Genomic DNA, 14,588 nt, shown 5'->3' on the forward strand with positions numbered 1-14,588 from the left:
TCGATCAGGCGCCGGCCCCGCCTCGCGGCGGGACCGGAGCTCGTTTAAGCTTACTTGATGAAGCTGGCGTCGTAGAGGTCCTCGACCTTCGGCGCCGCCTTGATGATGCCGATCTCGAGCAGGAGCTCGGCAGCGTCCTTGTTGAACGTGAGGAAATCGCCGGCGAAGAACTTCTGGTTGGCGGCCTTGTCCTGCCAGCGCAGGTACTTTGCCGAGTTGCCGAACTGCTCGCCGGTCTGCTTCACGTCCGCGCCCATGATCTCATAGGCCTTGGCCTGGTCCTTGGCGATCATGTCGAGCGCCTCGAAGTAGCTGTTGGCGAGTGCCTGCGCGGCCTTCGGATTCTCGCTCAGGAATTTCGGCGTGCAGCCGAAGGTGTCCATCACGATCGGGTAGTCCAGCGTGGTGGCGATGATCTTGCCCTTGTCGGGCGCGGCGCGCACGGTCGACAGATAGGGCTCATAGGTCATCGCGGCGTCGTTCTGGCCGGAGACGAAAGCCTGCGCCGCGGCGGCGGGTTCGAGGTTCACGACGGTCACGTCCTTGGTGGTGAGGCCGTTCTTCTTGAGCATCCAGGCCAGCGCGAAATAGGGCGACGTGCCCGGCGCGGACGCCGCAACCGTCTTGCCCTTCAGGTCCTTGATCGCGGCGATATCGTTGCGCACGGCCATGCCGTCGGCGCCGTAGCTCTTGTCGAGCTGGAAGATCTGCTTGGTCGCGACGCCATTGGCGTTCCAGGAGATCCAGGTCTCGACCGTGGTCGCCGCGCACTGGATGTCGCCGGAGGCGATCGCGAGGTGGCGGTCCTTCTGCGGGATCTTCTTGATCGTGACGTCGAGGCCGTTCTTCTTGAAGATGCCGGCTTCCTTCGCCAGCGTCAGCGGCGCGAAGCCGGTCCATCCGGAGATGCCGACGCCGACCTTGACGTCGTCGGCGAGCACCGCAGTGGAAGCCGTAAGCGCAATGATTGTCGCAAATATCGTCGAATTACGCATGATTGTCGTCCTCTTACCGATCGATGGATTGACGTCCTGTTGATCTCTATGGGCCCGCATGGACCGTTGCCCGAAGCGTTGCACGAATTGTGCCGACATCGTTCTCTCAGCCTCCCTTGAATCGGGCGACAAGGCGGTGAGAGTCACCGGGATAGAGCAGGCGCACCGCGGTGATGGTGCGTGCGCTGCGCCAGGTGTAGCGGTCGATCACGAGGCAGGGCGCGCCGACGGCGATGTCGAGCGCTTCCGCCGTGCGATCGTCCGCAACGATGGCGCTGATCGTATGCTCGGCCTCTGTCCATGGGACATGGTGAAGCAGCCAGGAGCCGGGCGGCTCGCGCGAGAAATCCGCGGTCGCGGCATGCGGCACGGATGAGAGATCGATCAGCCTGTCCTCGACCGCGAACGGTACGTTGTCGGCACTGTGCCGGCAGGTGATCGCGACCACCTTGCCGGCCTTCTTGACGCCGAGACGGTCGCGGTCGGCAGCGGTCGCGGCGCGCAGTTTGCGGCCGATCAGCTCGTAGCCGTAAGCGCGCCCGAGCGCGGTGATCTCGGCGCGGATGTCGGCGATCTTGAGCACGGCCGATTGATGCTGCGGCCGGCGCACGAAGGAGCCGGCCCGCCGCCGCCGCTCGATCAGGTCGGCTTGGGCGAGCTCCGACAGCGCCTTGTTCACGGTCATGCGCGAGCAGCCGTAGCGTGCGACCAGTTCGTGCTCGAAGGGAATGCGATGCCCGGGCGGCCATTCGCCGGTCAGGATGCGTTTCTCGATGTCGGCGCGGATGCGCTTGTAGAGCGTCGGCTGGTCGGCTGTGTCTGCGGTGAGGCTCATGCGACATGCCTCCGCACCGCGGCGTTGAAGCGTTCGCGCGCCGTCTGGCGCAGCCTGTGCCGCCCACCTTCGACCACCTTGTTGCCGCCGGCCCAGACGCAATCGACCGCAGCGCCGCCCGCGGCAAAGATCCAGCCGTCGATGACAGCGTCGTGCGTACGTCCCGCCAGCGACGGATGCGCGGCGTCGAGCGTGACGATGTCGGCGCGCGCGCCGAGGGCGAGGCCGACGGTCGGCTGCGCCAGCGCCCGCGCGCCGCCGGCAAGCGCATCGTCGAACAGCGTGCGTCCGGTCGAGCGACCTGCGCCGCCGGAGAGCACGTTGCGCTGGCGGTGCTTGAGCCTCTGGCCGTATTCGAGCTGGCGCAATTCGTCGGCGGCGCTGATCAGCACGTTGGAATCGGTGCCGACGCCGAACAGGCCGCCAGCGTCGAGAAACGCGCGCGCCGAAAAAATGCCGTCGCCAAGGCTCGCTTCCGTGATCGGGCAAAGGCCGGCGACCGCGCCGGTCTTCGCGAACGCCGCCACTTCCTCATCCGTTGTGTGGGTCGCGTGAATGAGGCACCAGCGCTGATCGATGGGGGCGTGTTCCAGCAGCCATTGTACGGGCCGCCGGCCTGACCAGGCCAGGCAATCCTCGACCTCCTTGACCTGCTCGGCGGCATGAATGTGTACCGGCCCGCCCTCGGCGACCGGAATGATCGCGCCAAGTTCGTCTGGCGTCACCGCGCGCAAGCTATGCGGCGCGATGCCGATATTGGCGCCCGGCAAGTTCGCGATAACCTTGCGGGAAGCAGCCATCAATGCGTCGAATTGATCGACCGAGCAGATGAAGCGGCGCTGCCCCTCGTGCGGCGCTGCGCCTCCAAAAGAGCCATGCGCATAAAAACTCGGCAGCAACGTCAGCGCAATGCCGGAAGCCTCGGCAGCCTGCGCGATCCGCGCGGCCATCTCGGCGACATCGGCATAGGGCGAACCGTCGCGGTCGTGATGCAGATAGTGGAATTCGCCGACGCGGGTAAAACCCTGCTCCAGCATCTCGACATAGAGCAGCGTCGCAACGGAAGCGACCTCATCAGGCGTCATCGCCAGCGCAAAGCGATACATCGTCTCGCGCCAGGTCCAGAACGTATCGGTGGACTCGCCGCGCAGCTCCGCCAGTCCCGCCATACCGCGCTGGAAGGCGTGGCTATGCAGGCTCGCAAGTCCCGGAAGCGCAATGGCGTGGCGCTCGTCGCCGGCGGCCGGCGCCACGCCCGGCCTCACCGTCGCGATCGCGCCGGCGGTGACGACCACCTGCACGTCATTGGCCCAGCCCGAAGGCAGGAGCGCGGAAGCGAAATGCAGTCGGGACATGATGACACGCCGGCTGGACAGAACCATCTTACGATTATATGTCTAGACATATAAGTCAAGCATCCGACGGCGATTGGATACCCGCATGGCAGAGCGCTTCGACCGGATCTGGCACAATGCCCGCCTCGCGACCATGCGGGCCGATCGTCCCGATCTCGGCGAGATCGAGCATGGTGTCATCGCCGCGCGCGGCGGCCAGATTGTCTATGCGGGCGCGAAGGCGGATTTCCCTGTTGATGCGGATGCGATCGATCGGATCGATTGCGAGGGGCGCTGGATCACGCCGGGCCTCGTGGACTGCCACACCCATCTCGTCTACGGCGGCAACCGCGCGCATGAATTCGAGCTGCGCCTGAAGGGTGCAAGCTACGAAGAGATCGCACGCGCCGGCGGTGGCATCGTTTCGACGGTGGCCGCGACGCGCAAGGCGAGCGAAGCCGAACTCGTCGCAAGCGCGCTGCCGCGGCTCGATGCGCTGATCGGCGAGGGTGCAACCACCGTCGAGATCAAATCCGGCTATGGCCTCGATGTTGAAACCGAGATGCGGCAGCTCGCGGCCGCGCGCGGCCTCGGCCGCCAGCGGTCGGTTGCGATCCGTACATCCTTCCTCGGTGCGCATGCGCTGCCGGTGGAATCCGATGGCGACAAGGATCGTTACATCGATCTCGTCTGCAAGGAGATGTTGCCCGCAGTGGCAAAGGCTGGTCTTGCCGATGCGGTCGATGCTTTCATGGAAGGGATCGCCTTCTCCGCAGAGCAGACCGCGCTTGTGTTCGAGGCCGCGAGGGGGCTCGGGTTGCCGGTGAAGCTGCATGCCGACCAGCTGTCGAACCTCGGCGGCGCCGCGCTTGCCGCAAAATACTCCGCATTGTCGGCTGATCACCTCGAGCACACGGATGAAGCCGGCGCTGCCGCCATGGCGAAATCCGGTACTGTTGCCGTGCTGCTGCCCGGCGCGTTCTACTTCATTCGCGAGACGCAGAAGCCGCCGGTCGAGGCATTCCGCAAGCATGGCGTTCCCATAGCGCTCGCGACCGACTGCAATCCCGGCAGCTCGCCGCTGACCTCGCTGCTGCTCGCGATGAACATGGGCGCGACACTGTTCCGGATGAACGTGGCCGAGTGCCTCGCCGGCGTCACCCGTGAAGGCGCCCGCGCTCTCGGCGTCCTGGATGAGACCGGCACGCTGGAAGCGGGGAAATGGTGCGATCTTGCGATCTGGGACATCGAGCGTCCCGCCGAGCTCGTCTACCGCATCGGCTTCAATCCGCTGCATCGGCGCGTGTGGAGGGCCCAGTGACGGAGCAGGGCACGGCAATCGTCGTCAAGCCGGGAGCAGTGAGCCTCGACGATCTCGTGCGCGTGCTCGAAGGCGCCCCTGTCGTCCTTGATCCGTCGTTCTGGCCGCGCGTGGAGGCGGCTGCGCAGATCGTCGCGCAAGCCGCGCAGGCCGACGTCCCCGTCTATGGCATCAACACCGGCTTCGGGAAGCTCGCATCGAAGCGCATTCCATCCGACCAGACCGCGCTGCTGCAGCGCAATCTCATCGTCTCGCATTGCTGCGGCGTCGGCTCCGCAACGCCGGAGCCGATCGTGCGGTTGATGATGGCGCTGAAGATCGTCTCGCTCGGGCGCGGTGCTTCCGGTGTCCGGCGCGATGTGATCGAGCAGCTGCAGGGAATGTTGGCGCGTGGCGTCTGCCCGCTGGTGCCGCAGCAGGGATCGGTCGGCGCCTCCGGCGATCTCGCGCCGCTCGCGCATATGACTGCGGTGATGATTGGCGAGGGGCAGGCCGTCATCGATGGCAAGATCGTATCCGGCAGCGAGGCGCTCGCCGCCGCCGATCTTGCGCCACTGACCCTCGGGCCCAAGGAAGGCCTTGCGCTGATCAACGGCACGCAGTTCTCGACCGCCTACGCCATATCGGGCGTGCTGCGTGCATTTCGCCTCGCCCGTGCCGCGCTCGTGACGGGCGCGTTGTCGGTGGATGCGGCGATGGCCTCGACGGCGCCGTTCCGTCCCGAGATTCAGGTGCTGCGTGGCCATGCCGGCCAGATCGCGGCGGCCGCAACGCTGACCGCGCTGCTCGACGGCAGCGACATCCGTCTGTCGCATCTCGAAGGCGACGAGCGCGTGCAGGATCCTTATTGCCTCCGGTGCCAGCCCCAGGTCGCAGGCGCCGCGCTCGATCTGATCACGCAGGCGGCGCGCACGCTGATCGTCGAAGCCAATGCCGTGACCGACAATCCGCTGGTGCTGGTCGAAACCGGCGAGATCGTCTCTGGCGGCAATTTCCACGCCGAGCCGGTGGCCTTCGCTGCCGATGCGATCGCGCTGGCGCTGTCGGAGATCGGCGCGATCAGCGAGCGGCGCATCGCGACGCTGGTCGACCCCGCGCTGAATTTCGGCCTGCCGCCGTTCCTTACTCCCGATCCCGGCATCAATTCCGGCTTCATGATCGCGGAGGTGACGGCGGCCGCGCTCTATGCCGAGAACAAGCAGCGAGCACTCGCCTGCTCGATCGACTCGACGCCGACCAGCGCCAACCAGGAAGACCACGTCTCGATGGCCGCGCATGCCGCGCGACGCCTCTCCGACATGGCCGACAATCTCGCCGCGATTCTCGGCATCGAGCTTTTGGTCGCGGCCCAGGGCATCACCCTGCGCGCGCCGCATGCGACCAGCGCGCCGCTCGTTGCGGTTATCGCCAAGCTTCGCGAGCAGGTGCCCGCGCTTGGCGCCGACCGCTACATGGCCGGCGATCTTGCCAGGGCCGCTGCGCTGATCGAAGCCGATGCGCTGCCGGCTGTGGCGCTCACCGCGCTTCCAACCGATCCGTTTCCGCGACTTGACTGAAGAGGTGCTCCGCATGAACCGCCGACTGGACAATGACCGCACCATCCGTGCTCCCCGCGGCAGCGAGATCAGCGCCAAGAGCTGGCTGACGGAAGCGCCCTTGCGCATGTTGATGAACAATCTCGATCCTGACGTGGCGGAGCGCCCGAGCGAGCTCGTGGTCTATGGCGGTATCGGCCGTGCCGCGCGCGACTGGGAGAGTTTTGACCGGATCACGGCCGCCTTGCGCAAGCTCGAAGGCGACCAGACGCTGTTGGTCCAGTCCGGCAAGCCCGTCGGCGTCTTCCGCACCCACGCCGATGCGCCGCGCGTCCTGATCGCGAACTCCAACATCGTGCCGCACTGGGCGACGCTCGATCATTTCAACGAGCTCGATCGCCAGGGCCTGATGATGTACGGCCAGATGACGGCGGGCTCCTGGATCTATATCGGCAGCCAGGGCATCGTGCAGGGCACCTACGAGACCTTTGTGGAGGTCGGCCGTCGTCACTACGGCGGCAGCCTCGCGGGAAAATGGATTCTCACCGCCGGCCTCGGCGGCATGGGCGGCGCGCAGCCGCTGGCGGCGACCATGGCAGGGGCCTCAATGCTTGCGGTTGAATGCCAGCCGAGCCGCATCGAGATGCGCTTGCGCACCGGCTATCTCGATCGGCAGGCCGCAACGCTCGACGAAGCGCTCGCGATCATGGCGGACGCCGCGAAGACGAAGAAGGCGGTCTCGGTCGGCCTGCTCGGCAATGCCGCGGAGATTTTTCCGGAGCTGGTGCGCCGCGGCGTCAAGCCCGACATCGTTACCGACCAGACCAGCGCGCATGATCCGATCAACGGCTATTTGCCGAAGGGCTGGACGCTGGCCGAATGGGAAGCCAAGCGCGCGTCCGATCCGAAGGCAGTGGAACGCGCCTCGAAGATTTCGATGGTCGAGCACGTCCAGGCCATGCTGGATTTCCATGCCCAGGGCATTCCGACACTCGACTACGGCAACAACATTCGCCAGATGGCGCAGGACATGGGCCTGAAGAACGCCTTCGATTTCCCCGGCTTCGTGCCCGCCTATATCCGGCCCCTGTTCTGCCGCGGCGTAGGACCTTTCCGCTGGGCTGCGCTGTCGGGCGATCCCGAGGACATCTTCAAGACCGACGCCAGGGTCAAGGAGCTGATGCCTGACGACAAGCATCTGCACAACTGGCTCGACATGGCCAAGGAGCGCATCAAGTTCCAGGGCCTGCCGGCGCGAATCTGCTGGGTCGGCCTCGGCGATCGTCATCGCCTCGGCCTTGCGTTCAACGAGATGGTGGCGCGCGGCGAATTGAAGGCGCCGATCGTGATCGGCCGCGATCATCTCGACAGCGGCTCGGTGGCAAGCCCCAACCGCGAGACCGAGGCGATGAAGGACGGATCGGACGCAGTGTCCGACTGGCCCCTGCTCAATGCGCTGCTCAATTGCGCCAGCGGCGCGACCTGGGTCTCGCTGCACCATGGCGGCGGCGTCGGCATCGGCTATTCGCAGCATGCCGGCATGGTGATCGTCGCCGACGGCACGCCGGAAGCGGCCAAGCGGATCGAGCGCGTGCTCTGGAACGATCCCGCCAGCGGCGTCATGCGCCATGCCGACGCGGGTTACGACATCGCGATCGATTGTGCCCGTGAGAAGGGGCTGGATCTGCCGAGCCTGGCGGAGTAGCGGCGCCTCAGGCCACGACCTTGGTCGCGCCCGCAAGGCGCTGGTTTTCCTGGGCCAGATACTCGTCGATTGCATGGCCCGGCATGGGCTTTGCGAAATAATAGCCCTGGATGAAGTCGCATCCCAGGCGCCTCAGGCTGTCGAGCTGGGCGCGCGTCTCGACACCCTCGACGACGCAGGCGATCTCCATGTCGTCGCACAGGCCCGTGAGCGACTTGATGATCTTGTGACTCACCGGATTGTCGTTGATGTCGGCGACGAAGCTGCGGTCGATCTTGATCTTGTCGAGCGGCAGCCGGTGCACGTGGCTCAACGACGAATAGCCAGTGCCGAAATCGTCCAGCGAAATGCCACAGCCCATGGCCTTCAGCGTCGCGATCGACTGCTGTGCGCGCACGAAGTCGAAGGTGACGGCGGTCTCGGTGATCTCGAAATCGATCCGGTGCGGCGGCAGGCCGCTCTTCTCGATGATCGAGATCAACGGCAGGATGCCCTCGGCCGCGCAGACGTCGTGAGCGGAGAGGTTGAACGACAGGCGGACGTGGTCGGGCCAGGTCTTGGCCGTCGCGAGCGCGCGAACCAGCAGCGCCTGCGTCAGCGGCCGGATCAGGCCGATGCGCTCGGCGGCCGGGATGAAGTCGGCCGGCGACACCAGGCCGAGGCGGGAGCTGTGCCAGCGCGCCAGAACCTCGAAGCCGGCAGTATGCTCGCTCATGGCGTCCACGATCGGCTGGAACACCAGGTCCATCTCGGTGCCGAAATCGGCGGTGCGCAGCAGGTTCTCGATCACGCCGCGGCTGCGGATCTCGGCCTCGAGCTCGCTCGAGAAGATCACGGTGCGGCCGCGCAGATGGCGCTTGGCGTGATAGAGCGAATAATCGGCGCATTCGTAGAGCGCCTCGGCCGTCGTTGCCGATTGCGGGAACAACGCAAAGCCGATCGAGCAGGACAGCCCCGTATGGGCGGTGTCGAGCTGGTAGGGCAGCTTGACCTGGTCGCCGATGCGCTGGCCGAGCCGGAGCAGATCCGCATCATCGGGGTCGCCGCACACGACGAGACCGAACTCGTCGCCGCCGAGCCGGGCGAATTCGACCCGCTGCGGACCAAAACCCTCGCAGACCTCGCGGATGCGCCGGCCGGCCTCGATCAGGACGCGGTCGCCGACCGAGTGGCCGTAATTGTCGTTGATCGGCTTGAAGCCGTCGAGATCGATGATGCCGACCGCGACGCGAACGTTCCGGCGCTCGGCATCTGTGAAGGCGCTCGACAGCTCGGCGAAGAAGCGGCGGCGGTTCGGTAGCTCGGTGAGGGAATCGAGATTGGCGAGCCGGAAATTCTCGTCCGACAGCGCCTGCGTCGCCGCCTGCTGTGCCAGCAGCGATTTGCGGCTGGCGACGAGATCGGCGAAGTCGCGATAGTAGATGAACAACACCGTCACCATCGCGCCGGAGACGAGCAGGTTATTGACCGCGATCGCCTTCAGCGTCGGCTCGCCGGTGGTCCAGAAGAACAGCACATAGGGGACGTCGACGACCAGCGTCACGATCAGCGCCGCGGAGCGCAGGTGCATCAGCGAGAAGATGCAGCCGATCACGGTGACCGCCATGTAGAAGGCGACCTGGCTCTTGGCGAAGGGGTCGCCGTAAGGGAAGAGCGCGAAGGACCAGACGGTGAAGCCCGCACCGATCGGCAGCGTCAACCAGTTGGTGGCGCGCAGATTGCGCAGGATGTCCGCATCGCTGCGCACGAGATGACGCTGGCGCAGCCACCAGAACGTGCGCAGAGCCGCCAGCACGGTGAGCACGCTCGGCACGATCATCGTCAGCCAGTCCGGAGCCACGTTCACATAGGTGTAGGCGACGGCGATCGTGTTGCTGATGAGGATGAAGTAGAGCAGCGGGATCTGCTTGGAGAAGGCGTCGAACTGCGCGCGGGTCAGGTCCGGGTTGTCGGCCGGCACGCGAAACAGCCGCATCGCGGCGGCAAGATGAGACTTCAAATCGGCGACAGGCATTGCAATACGCGCCCCGGATCCCTTCAAAACGAGGCGATCTTGCACGGCGGGGGTAAAGGGCGCGTTAGACGGGTTCCATATGGAAAGGCCAGCGCAGGTTGCACGCGACCGCATCAATTCCGGCCGCGTGCATTGGTGAGGCCGCATTAACGATATGAGGCCGGGGAGCGAGCCGCATCGACTGCAAAGGAGAGCTGCGGCTACACTCTGCTAACCATGCGCGCCGTCGCAACGTGTTGCCGCACCTCTCCCTCGTCGGGGAGAGGCGGGCAGCACCCGACCGCGCTATTTCTTTTCCAGCGCCGCGGTCTGCTTGGCGAGCTGCTTGTCGAATTCCTCGGAGAGGCTGGTTGCGTAAGTTACGAGCTCGCCCGGCGTGACGAACGGGTTCGGTGCGCCGTCCTTCATCTCCGCGCGCTTGGCCTGCATGCCATAGACTTCCGGATGCGGCCCGAGCAGCACGTCGATCTTCATCGCCTTCACCTTGGCGTAGGTCGCGCGATAGTCGTCGACGATGCCGGGATAGGTCGGCTGGCCGACCAGGCGGTTCAGCGCCACCGTGCCGCTGCAGAAGAACAGCACCTCGCGGTCCTCCTTGCCGTCCTTGACGGTCATCTCCCAACTCGTACAGCCCGGCGAATGGCCGGGCGTGGCATGCGCGGTCAGCGTGGTGTCGCCGAGCGTGACCTTGTCGCCTTCCTTGACGGTACGGTCGACCTTCACCGCGGGGAAGGCGAGGTCCTCGTTCTTCTCGTCGCCCGGATAGTAGCCGCCTTCGAGCAGCGGCTTGTCGCGCTCGCCGGCGATGAGCTGCGCACCGGTCTCTTTCTTGATCTCGGCGAAGCCGCCGGTGTGGTCGAGATGCGCGTGCGAGTTGAGGATGATCTTGATGTCGGCGACCTTGAAGCCGAGCTTGGCGATGTTGTCCCTGATCATGCCGGTCGACTGCGGCATCGCCGTATCCATCAGGACCAGGCCCTGCGAGGTCTTGATGACGTAGACGGCAATGCCGTCGGTGCCGACATAGTAGATGTTGCCGATCAGCTGGAACGGCTCGAACGGCGCCGTCCATTTCTTCATGGCTATTGCCAGGAAATCCTTGATGGTCTGGGCTTGCGCGCTGGTTGCGAGGAAAGCCAACGCACACAGCGCGGCCGTGAGTCTTCTCATAGTTTGCCTCCCGGAGTGTTCTTGTCGTTTTGATCGGGCGGGGATGTGGGGTGGCTCGACCGCGCGCAAGTTACTTCGCGGCCGGCGTTGCGCGCAACTGTTGCGTGTCAGGAAAGTGCATGTCTCAAGCGGGAATAACCAGGCATCGGTCGAAAGCCGCGCGAAACGCCTAGCGCCCGATCGTCACGCCGGCCGTGGAGCGCATGGCGTCCCGGAGGCTGGTCGCGTGCATGTCGTCGAGGACCTGCCGCGTCAGCACCGTGGTCTGGCCGGGCGTGTTGAGGATCGTCTCGCCGCGCGAGGAGGAGAGCCGATCGGCCTTGTAGGGCGCGGCTGGATCGGTGGAAGGCACCACGGCACGCGCATGGTGCTGAGGCTTGCTGGACGCGGCAATGGCTCCTTGCGAGACGCAGAGGGCGGCGATGACGACCAGCGGCAAGGATTTTGCGGGCATGCGATCTCCCGTGTTCTGGAGACCTCAGCCTAGCACAGCACGACGGCGCTTGCAGCGGAAAGGGTTCAGGCGAGAGCGGCCTGGCGTTCCCGCACGGGTTCGCGGACCCGGTCGAGTTTCGCTGGCTCGGCGAGCCGGGTGAAGCTGTGATTGCTGGCCTGCGCAGGCGCCTCGACGATGACGCCCTCGCAGACGATCTGCCCGCCGAGCATTCTGAATTCCAGCTTGTCGTAGCGCGGCATGGTCTCGCCGGGCGCGGGCGGCAGCAGCTCGATGCTGCCCTGGATGTTCAGCGTGGCATCGCCGGTGCCATGAAGCCGCGGATTCCACATCCTGATGCCGGTCTCGGCCCAGCGCTGCCGGATCAGCGCGGCGCGATCAGCCGGTTCCGCTGGCTTGGCGCGAACTTTCGGCGTGCTGCGGACCTCCAGCGCAGGAGGCGCCAAGTCCTGCTCCGGCGCGATGTCCGTGACGACGCCGGGCGTGTCGTCCGAAGAGCTCTCAGTGGTGACTGCGATGACCACCGGCGCAGGATCGTTCGCGGGGATTGGCTCGATCTCGATTGCGACGCTGGAGGTCGGCGCGCTGTCGATGCAGCTCTCGGAGACATCCTCCACCGGGACGCCGCTGCCGGCAGGCGCGACGCAGAGCGCGTCTGCGGGCTCGACATCCGCGGGAATGCCAGTGGAGTGATCGTCGCTGACGATGAGATCGAGGGTGTCAACCGGCGCGATCGCAACGTCGACAGACACGACCTCGGTCTCCTCGGCGACGACAGGCTCGATGCCGGCCGGAAGCTCGGGAGATGGATCGCTACTGATGATGATCGGCTCGGCGTCGGCCGATTCACTTTCGGCCGCGACAGATGCGACCGCAGCCTGCTCGGCCTCGCCGCGCGCAACATCGGCCGAATCTTCCGCCGGCGGATCGTTGTCGATGATGGGCTCGGGAACGTCGGTCGGCTCGGGCGCGACGTCGACCGGCGAGATTGCAGCCTCCGCCACGACGACCGGCTCGACTTCCGTCGGCGTCTCCCGGAATGAATCGTCGGTGTCGCTCACGTCAGTCGGCGCTGCCGACGGGCTCTCCGCGACGACAGAGATCGCGGCTTCGTCCGCGGTGGCTGCGTCGCCGGGCAGTGGGTCGGCGCTGATGCTGATGTTCGGAGCCGGCGCAGTTTCTGCGGTGTCGACGATGAGGGCGGTTGAGTCGTTTACGGCAATCGGGGCGCCGATGCTGCCGCCGTGCGGCGAGGGCCGAAGCCGGGTCAACGCCCATTTCACCGCAGGAATGCGGTGCAGCAACGATATCAGTCTCGAAAGCACTGGGAGTTGTCCAAGAGGTACTCGGCGTGAGGCAATCGCTGATTCGTCAGCAATATGAAAAACTGCCCCGGCCGTCACACCGATGTCAATGTAGGTGGGACCAATTGCAGAACATCCCCGCACCATCGCGCGCGTCGCTGGCCAGCCTCTCGATTCGAATCTGTCGCGCGACGCGACACTACCGATCGATCTTGCCTTCCCGCGGGAGGAGGGCTATCGCAGACGGCGTCTTGGTGGAGCAACAGGCATCTGCTGTAGGGACGACGCATGAGAAGAATAGTCGCCATCGGAGCGGTTCTGCTCTGGTCCACCATCGCGTTCGCGCAGGATCGCACCATCACCGTCGCCTCGACGACGTCGACGGAGCAATCGGGATTGTTCGGCCATCTGCTGCCGCTGTTCTCGAAGGCCGAGGGCATCAACGTGAAGGTCGTTGCCGTCGGCACCGGCCAGGCGCTGGACATCGGGCGGCGAGGTGATGCCGATGTGGTGTTCGTCCATGACAGGCCCGCCGAAGACAAGTTCATGTCGGAAGGGCAGGGCGTGAAACGCTTCGACGTGATGTACAACGACTTCGTCATCATCGGTCCGAAAAGCGATCCGGCGCAGATCGCCGGCAGCAAGGACGTGACCGATGCGCTGCGCAGGATCGCGGCGGCAAAGGCGCCGTTCATCTCGCGCGGCGACAAGTCCGGCACCCACGCAGCCGAGCTGAGATTGTGGAAGGAGGCGGGTGTCGACCCCGGTGCCGTCAAGGACAGCTGGTATCGCGAGATCGGCCAGGGCATGGGTCCCGCGCTGAATATGGCCTCATCCTCGAACGCCTATCTGCTGTCGGATCGCGGCACCTGGCTGTCGTTCAGGAATCGCGGCGAGCTCACCGTCCTCACGGAGGGCGACAAGCGGCTCTTCAATCAATACGGCGTCATGCTGGTCGATCCGGCCAAGCATCCGAACGTGAAAGCACAGGACGGGCAGGCCTTCATCGACTGGCTGGTGTCTCCGAAAGGGCAGCAGGCGATTGCCGGCTACAAGGTCGGCGGCGAGCAGCTATTTTTCCCCAACGCGGCCAACTAGCAAAAAGGCGACGGTCGACACCGCCACGCTGAGTGCGAGCAGGATCAGGCCGAGGCCCAGTGCCAGCGGCAGGTCGCCCTTGCTGGTCTCCAGCGCGATCGCGGTGGTCATGGTCCGCGTGAAGCCGCGGATATTGCCGCCGACGATGATGATGGCGCCGACTTCGGCGATGGCGCGCCCGAAGGCCGCGAGAAAGGCCGTCAGCAGCGAGGTCCGTCCCAGCGCAAGCAGGAGCGCCATGCTGCGGTAGGCGGACAGTCCGTCGATCCGCGCCAGATCGCCATACTCTGCCCAGAGCAGGCTCGCCGGCCGGTGCACCAGCGCCACCACGATCGGCGTCGCGAGCAGCGTCTGCGCGATCACCATCGCGGCGGGTGTGAACAGCAGGCCGGCCGCGCCCAGCGGGCCGGACCGCGACAGCAGCAGATAGAGCGCGAGCCCGACCACGACCGGCGGGAGGCCAAGCAGCGCATTGGTCAGCACGATGATGACCTGCCGTCCCCGGAAACGGGTGATCGCGAGCAGGGCGCCAAACGGTGCGCCGATCAGCAGCGCGACAAGGCTGGCAGTCAGGCTGACGCGGACCGACAACGCGACGATGCCCAGAAGCTCGGCGTCGGCATCGCCGATCAGAGCGAAGGCGGCGACGATGGATCGCGCGAAATCGTTCATTCGCGACTGAACTTCGGGGCTCGGCCGTACGCCTCGGGGGCATCGATGTCGAGGTTGCAAAAGCGCGTCACGGGCGGGTCCCTGTCGTCTGGAGCAAAGCTGCGAGCGGCAGCCTGCCATCGAAGGCACTCACAGAATACTCGGCAGGAGC

The 14,588-nt window shown here is 65.7% G+C and carries 12 protein-coding genes; 4 read left to right on the plus strand and 8 right to left on the minus strand.

Annotated features, from left to right (window positions below; genetic code table 11):
* Positions 1 to 50 precede the first annotated feature (50 nt).
* The 3 genes from GGD63_RS12225 to GGD63_RS12235 form a co-directional block, all read right to left on the minus strand.
* Entirely contained in the window at positions 51 to 995 is a 945-nt protein-coding gene (locus tag GGD63_RS12225) for an ABC transporter substrate-binding protein (RefSeq protein ID WP_183242142.1), read from the minus strand.
* A gap of 106 nt (positions 996 to 1,101) precedes the next feature.
* Complete coding sequence (hutC, locus tag GGD63_RS12230) at positions 1,102 to 1,830, minus strand: histidine utilization repressor (RefSeq protein ID WP_183242143.1); 729 nt, start codon at positions 1,828 to 1,830, stop codon at positions 1,102 to 1,104.
* Positions 1,827 to 3,185, minus strand: coding sequence for a formimidoylglutamate deiminase (locus tag GGD63_RS12235; protein ID WP_183242145.1), 1,359 nt, complete (start codon positions 3,183 to 3,185; stop codon positions 1,827 to 1,829). Before GGD63_RS12235 ends, hutC begins: the two co-directional genes overlap by 4 nt.
* A gap of 85 nt (positions 3,186 to 3,270) precedes the next feature.
* Between GGD63_RS12235 and hutI the strand changes: the two genes are divergently transcribed.
* From hutI to hutU, 3 genes are read left to right on the plus strand one after another with little or no spacing between them, the layout of a single operon-like run.
* Complete coding sequence (gene hutI, locus GGD63_RS12240; protein WP_183242146.1) at positions 3,271 to 4,485, plus strand: imidazolonepropionase; 1,215 nt, start codon at positions 3,271 to 3,273, stop codon at positions 4,483 to 4,485.
* Positions 4,482 to 6,041: a histidine ammonia-lyase gene (gene hutH / locus GGD63_RS12245; RefSeq protein ID WP_183242148.1), complete on the plus strand. Its 1,560-nt coding sequence runs from the start codon at positions 4,482 to 4,484 to the stop codon at positions 6,039 to 6,041. Before hutI ends, hutH begins: the two co-directional genes overlap by 4 nt.
* Before the next feature lie 13 nt (positions 6,042 to 6,054).
* Positions 6,055 to 7,725 (plus strand): urocanate hydratase, encoded by a 1,671-nt coding sequence (hutU, locus tag GGD63_RS12250; protein WP_183242150.1) that lies wholly within the window; start codon positions 6,055 to 6,057, stop codon positions 7,723 to 7,725.
* A gap of 7 nt (positions 7,726 to 7,732) precedes the next feature.
* On the opposite strand, the gene GGD63_RS12255 is transcribed toward hutU, so the two are convergent.
* From GGD63_RS12255 to GGD63_RS12270, 4 genes are all read right to left on the minus strand, one after another.
* Positions 7,733 to 9,739: a bifunctional diguanylate cyclase/phosphodiesterase gene (locus GGD63_RS12255; protein ID WP_183242152.1), complete on the minus strand. Its 2,007-nt coding sequence runs from the start codon at positions 9,737 to 9,739 to the stop codon at positions 7,733 to 7,735.
* A 285-nt stretch (positions 9,740 to 10,024) separates the two neighbouring features.
* A complete protein-coding gene (gene blaBJP, locus GGD63_RS12260) occupies positions 10,025 to 10,909 on the minus strand; it encodes a BJP family subclass B3 metallo-beta-lactamase (protein ID WP_183242154.1) in 885 nt (294 codons plus the stop codon).
* Positions 10,910 to 11,078: 169 nt separating this feature from the next.
* A complete protein-coding gene (locus tag GGD63_RS12265; protein ID WP_183242156.1) occupies positions 11,079 to 11,363 on the minus strand; it encodes a TonB-dependent receptor plug domain-containing protein in 285 nt (94 codons plus the stop codon).
* Between the two features lie 65 nt (positions 11,364 to 11,428).
* Positions 11,429 to 12,667, minus strand: coding sequence for a hypothetical protein (locus GGD63_RS12270; RefSeq protein ID WP_183242348.1), 1,239 nt, complete (start codon positions 12,665 to 12,667; stop codon positions 11,429 to 11,431).
* Positions 12,668 to 12,955: 288 nt separating this feature from the next.
* On the opposite strand from GGD63_RS12270, the gene GGD63_RS12275 reads away from it, so the two are divergent.
* Positions 12,956 to 13,765 (plus strand): extracellular solute-binding protein, encoded by an 810-nt coding sequence (locus tag GGD63_RS12275; protein ID WP_183242158.1) that lies wholly within the window; start codon positions 12,956 to 12,958, stop codon positions 13,763 to 13,765.
* Here GGD63_RS12275 and GGD63_RS12280 read toward each other — a convergent pair.
* Positions 13,739 to 14,437, minus strand: a complete 699-nt coding sequence (locus GGD63_RS12280) for an ABC transporter permease (protein WP_183242160.1) — start codon at positions 14,435 to 14,437, stop codon at positions 13,739 to 13,741. The two genes, GGD63_RS12275 and GGD63_RS12280, sit on opposite strands and share 27 nt — an antisense overlap.
* Positions 14,438 to 14,588: the final 151 nt, after the last annotated feature.

Source organism: Bradyrhizobium sp. cir1 (assembly GCF_014198245.1).
In the GTDB taxonomy this organism is placed as follows: domain Bacteria; phylum Pseudomonadota; class Alphaproteobacteria; order Rhizobiales; family Xanthobacteraceae; genus Bradyrhizobium.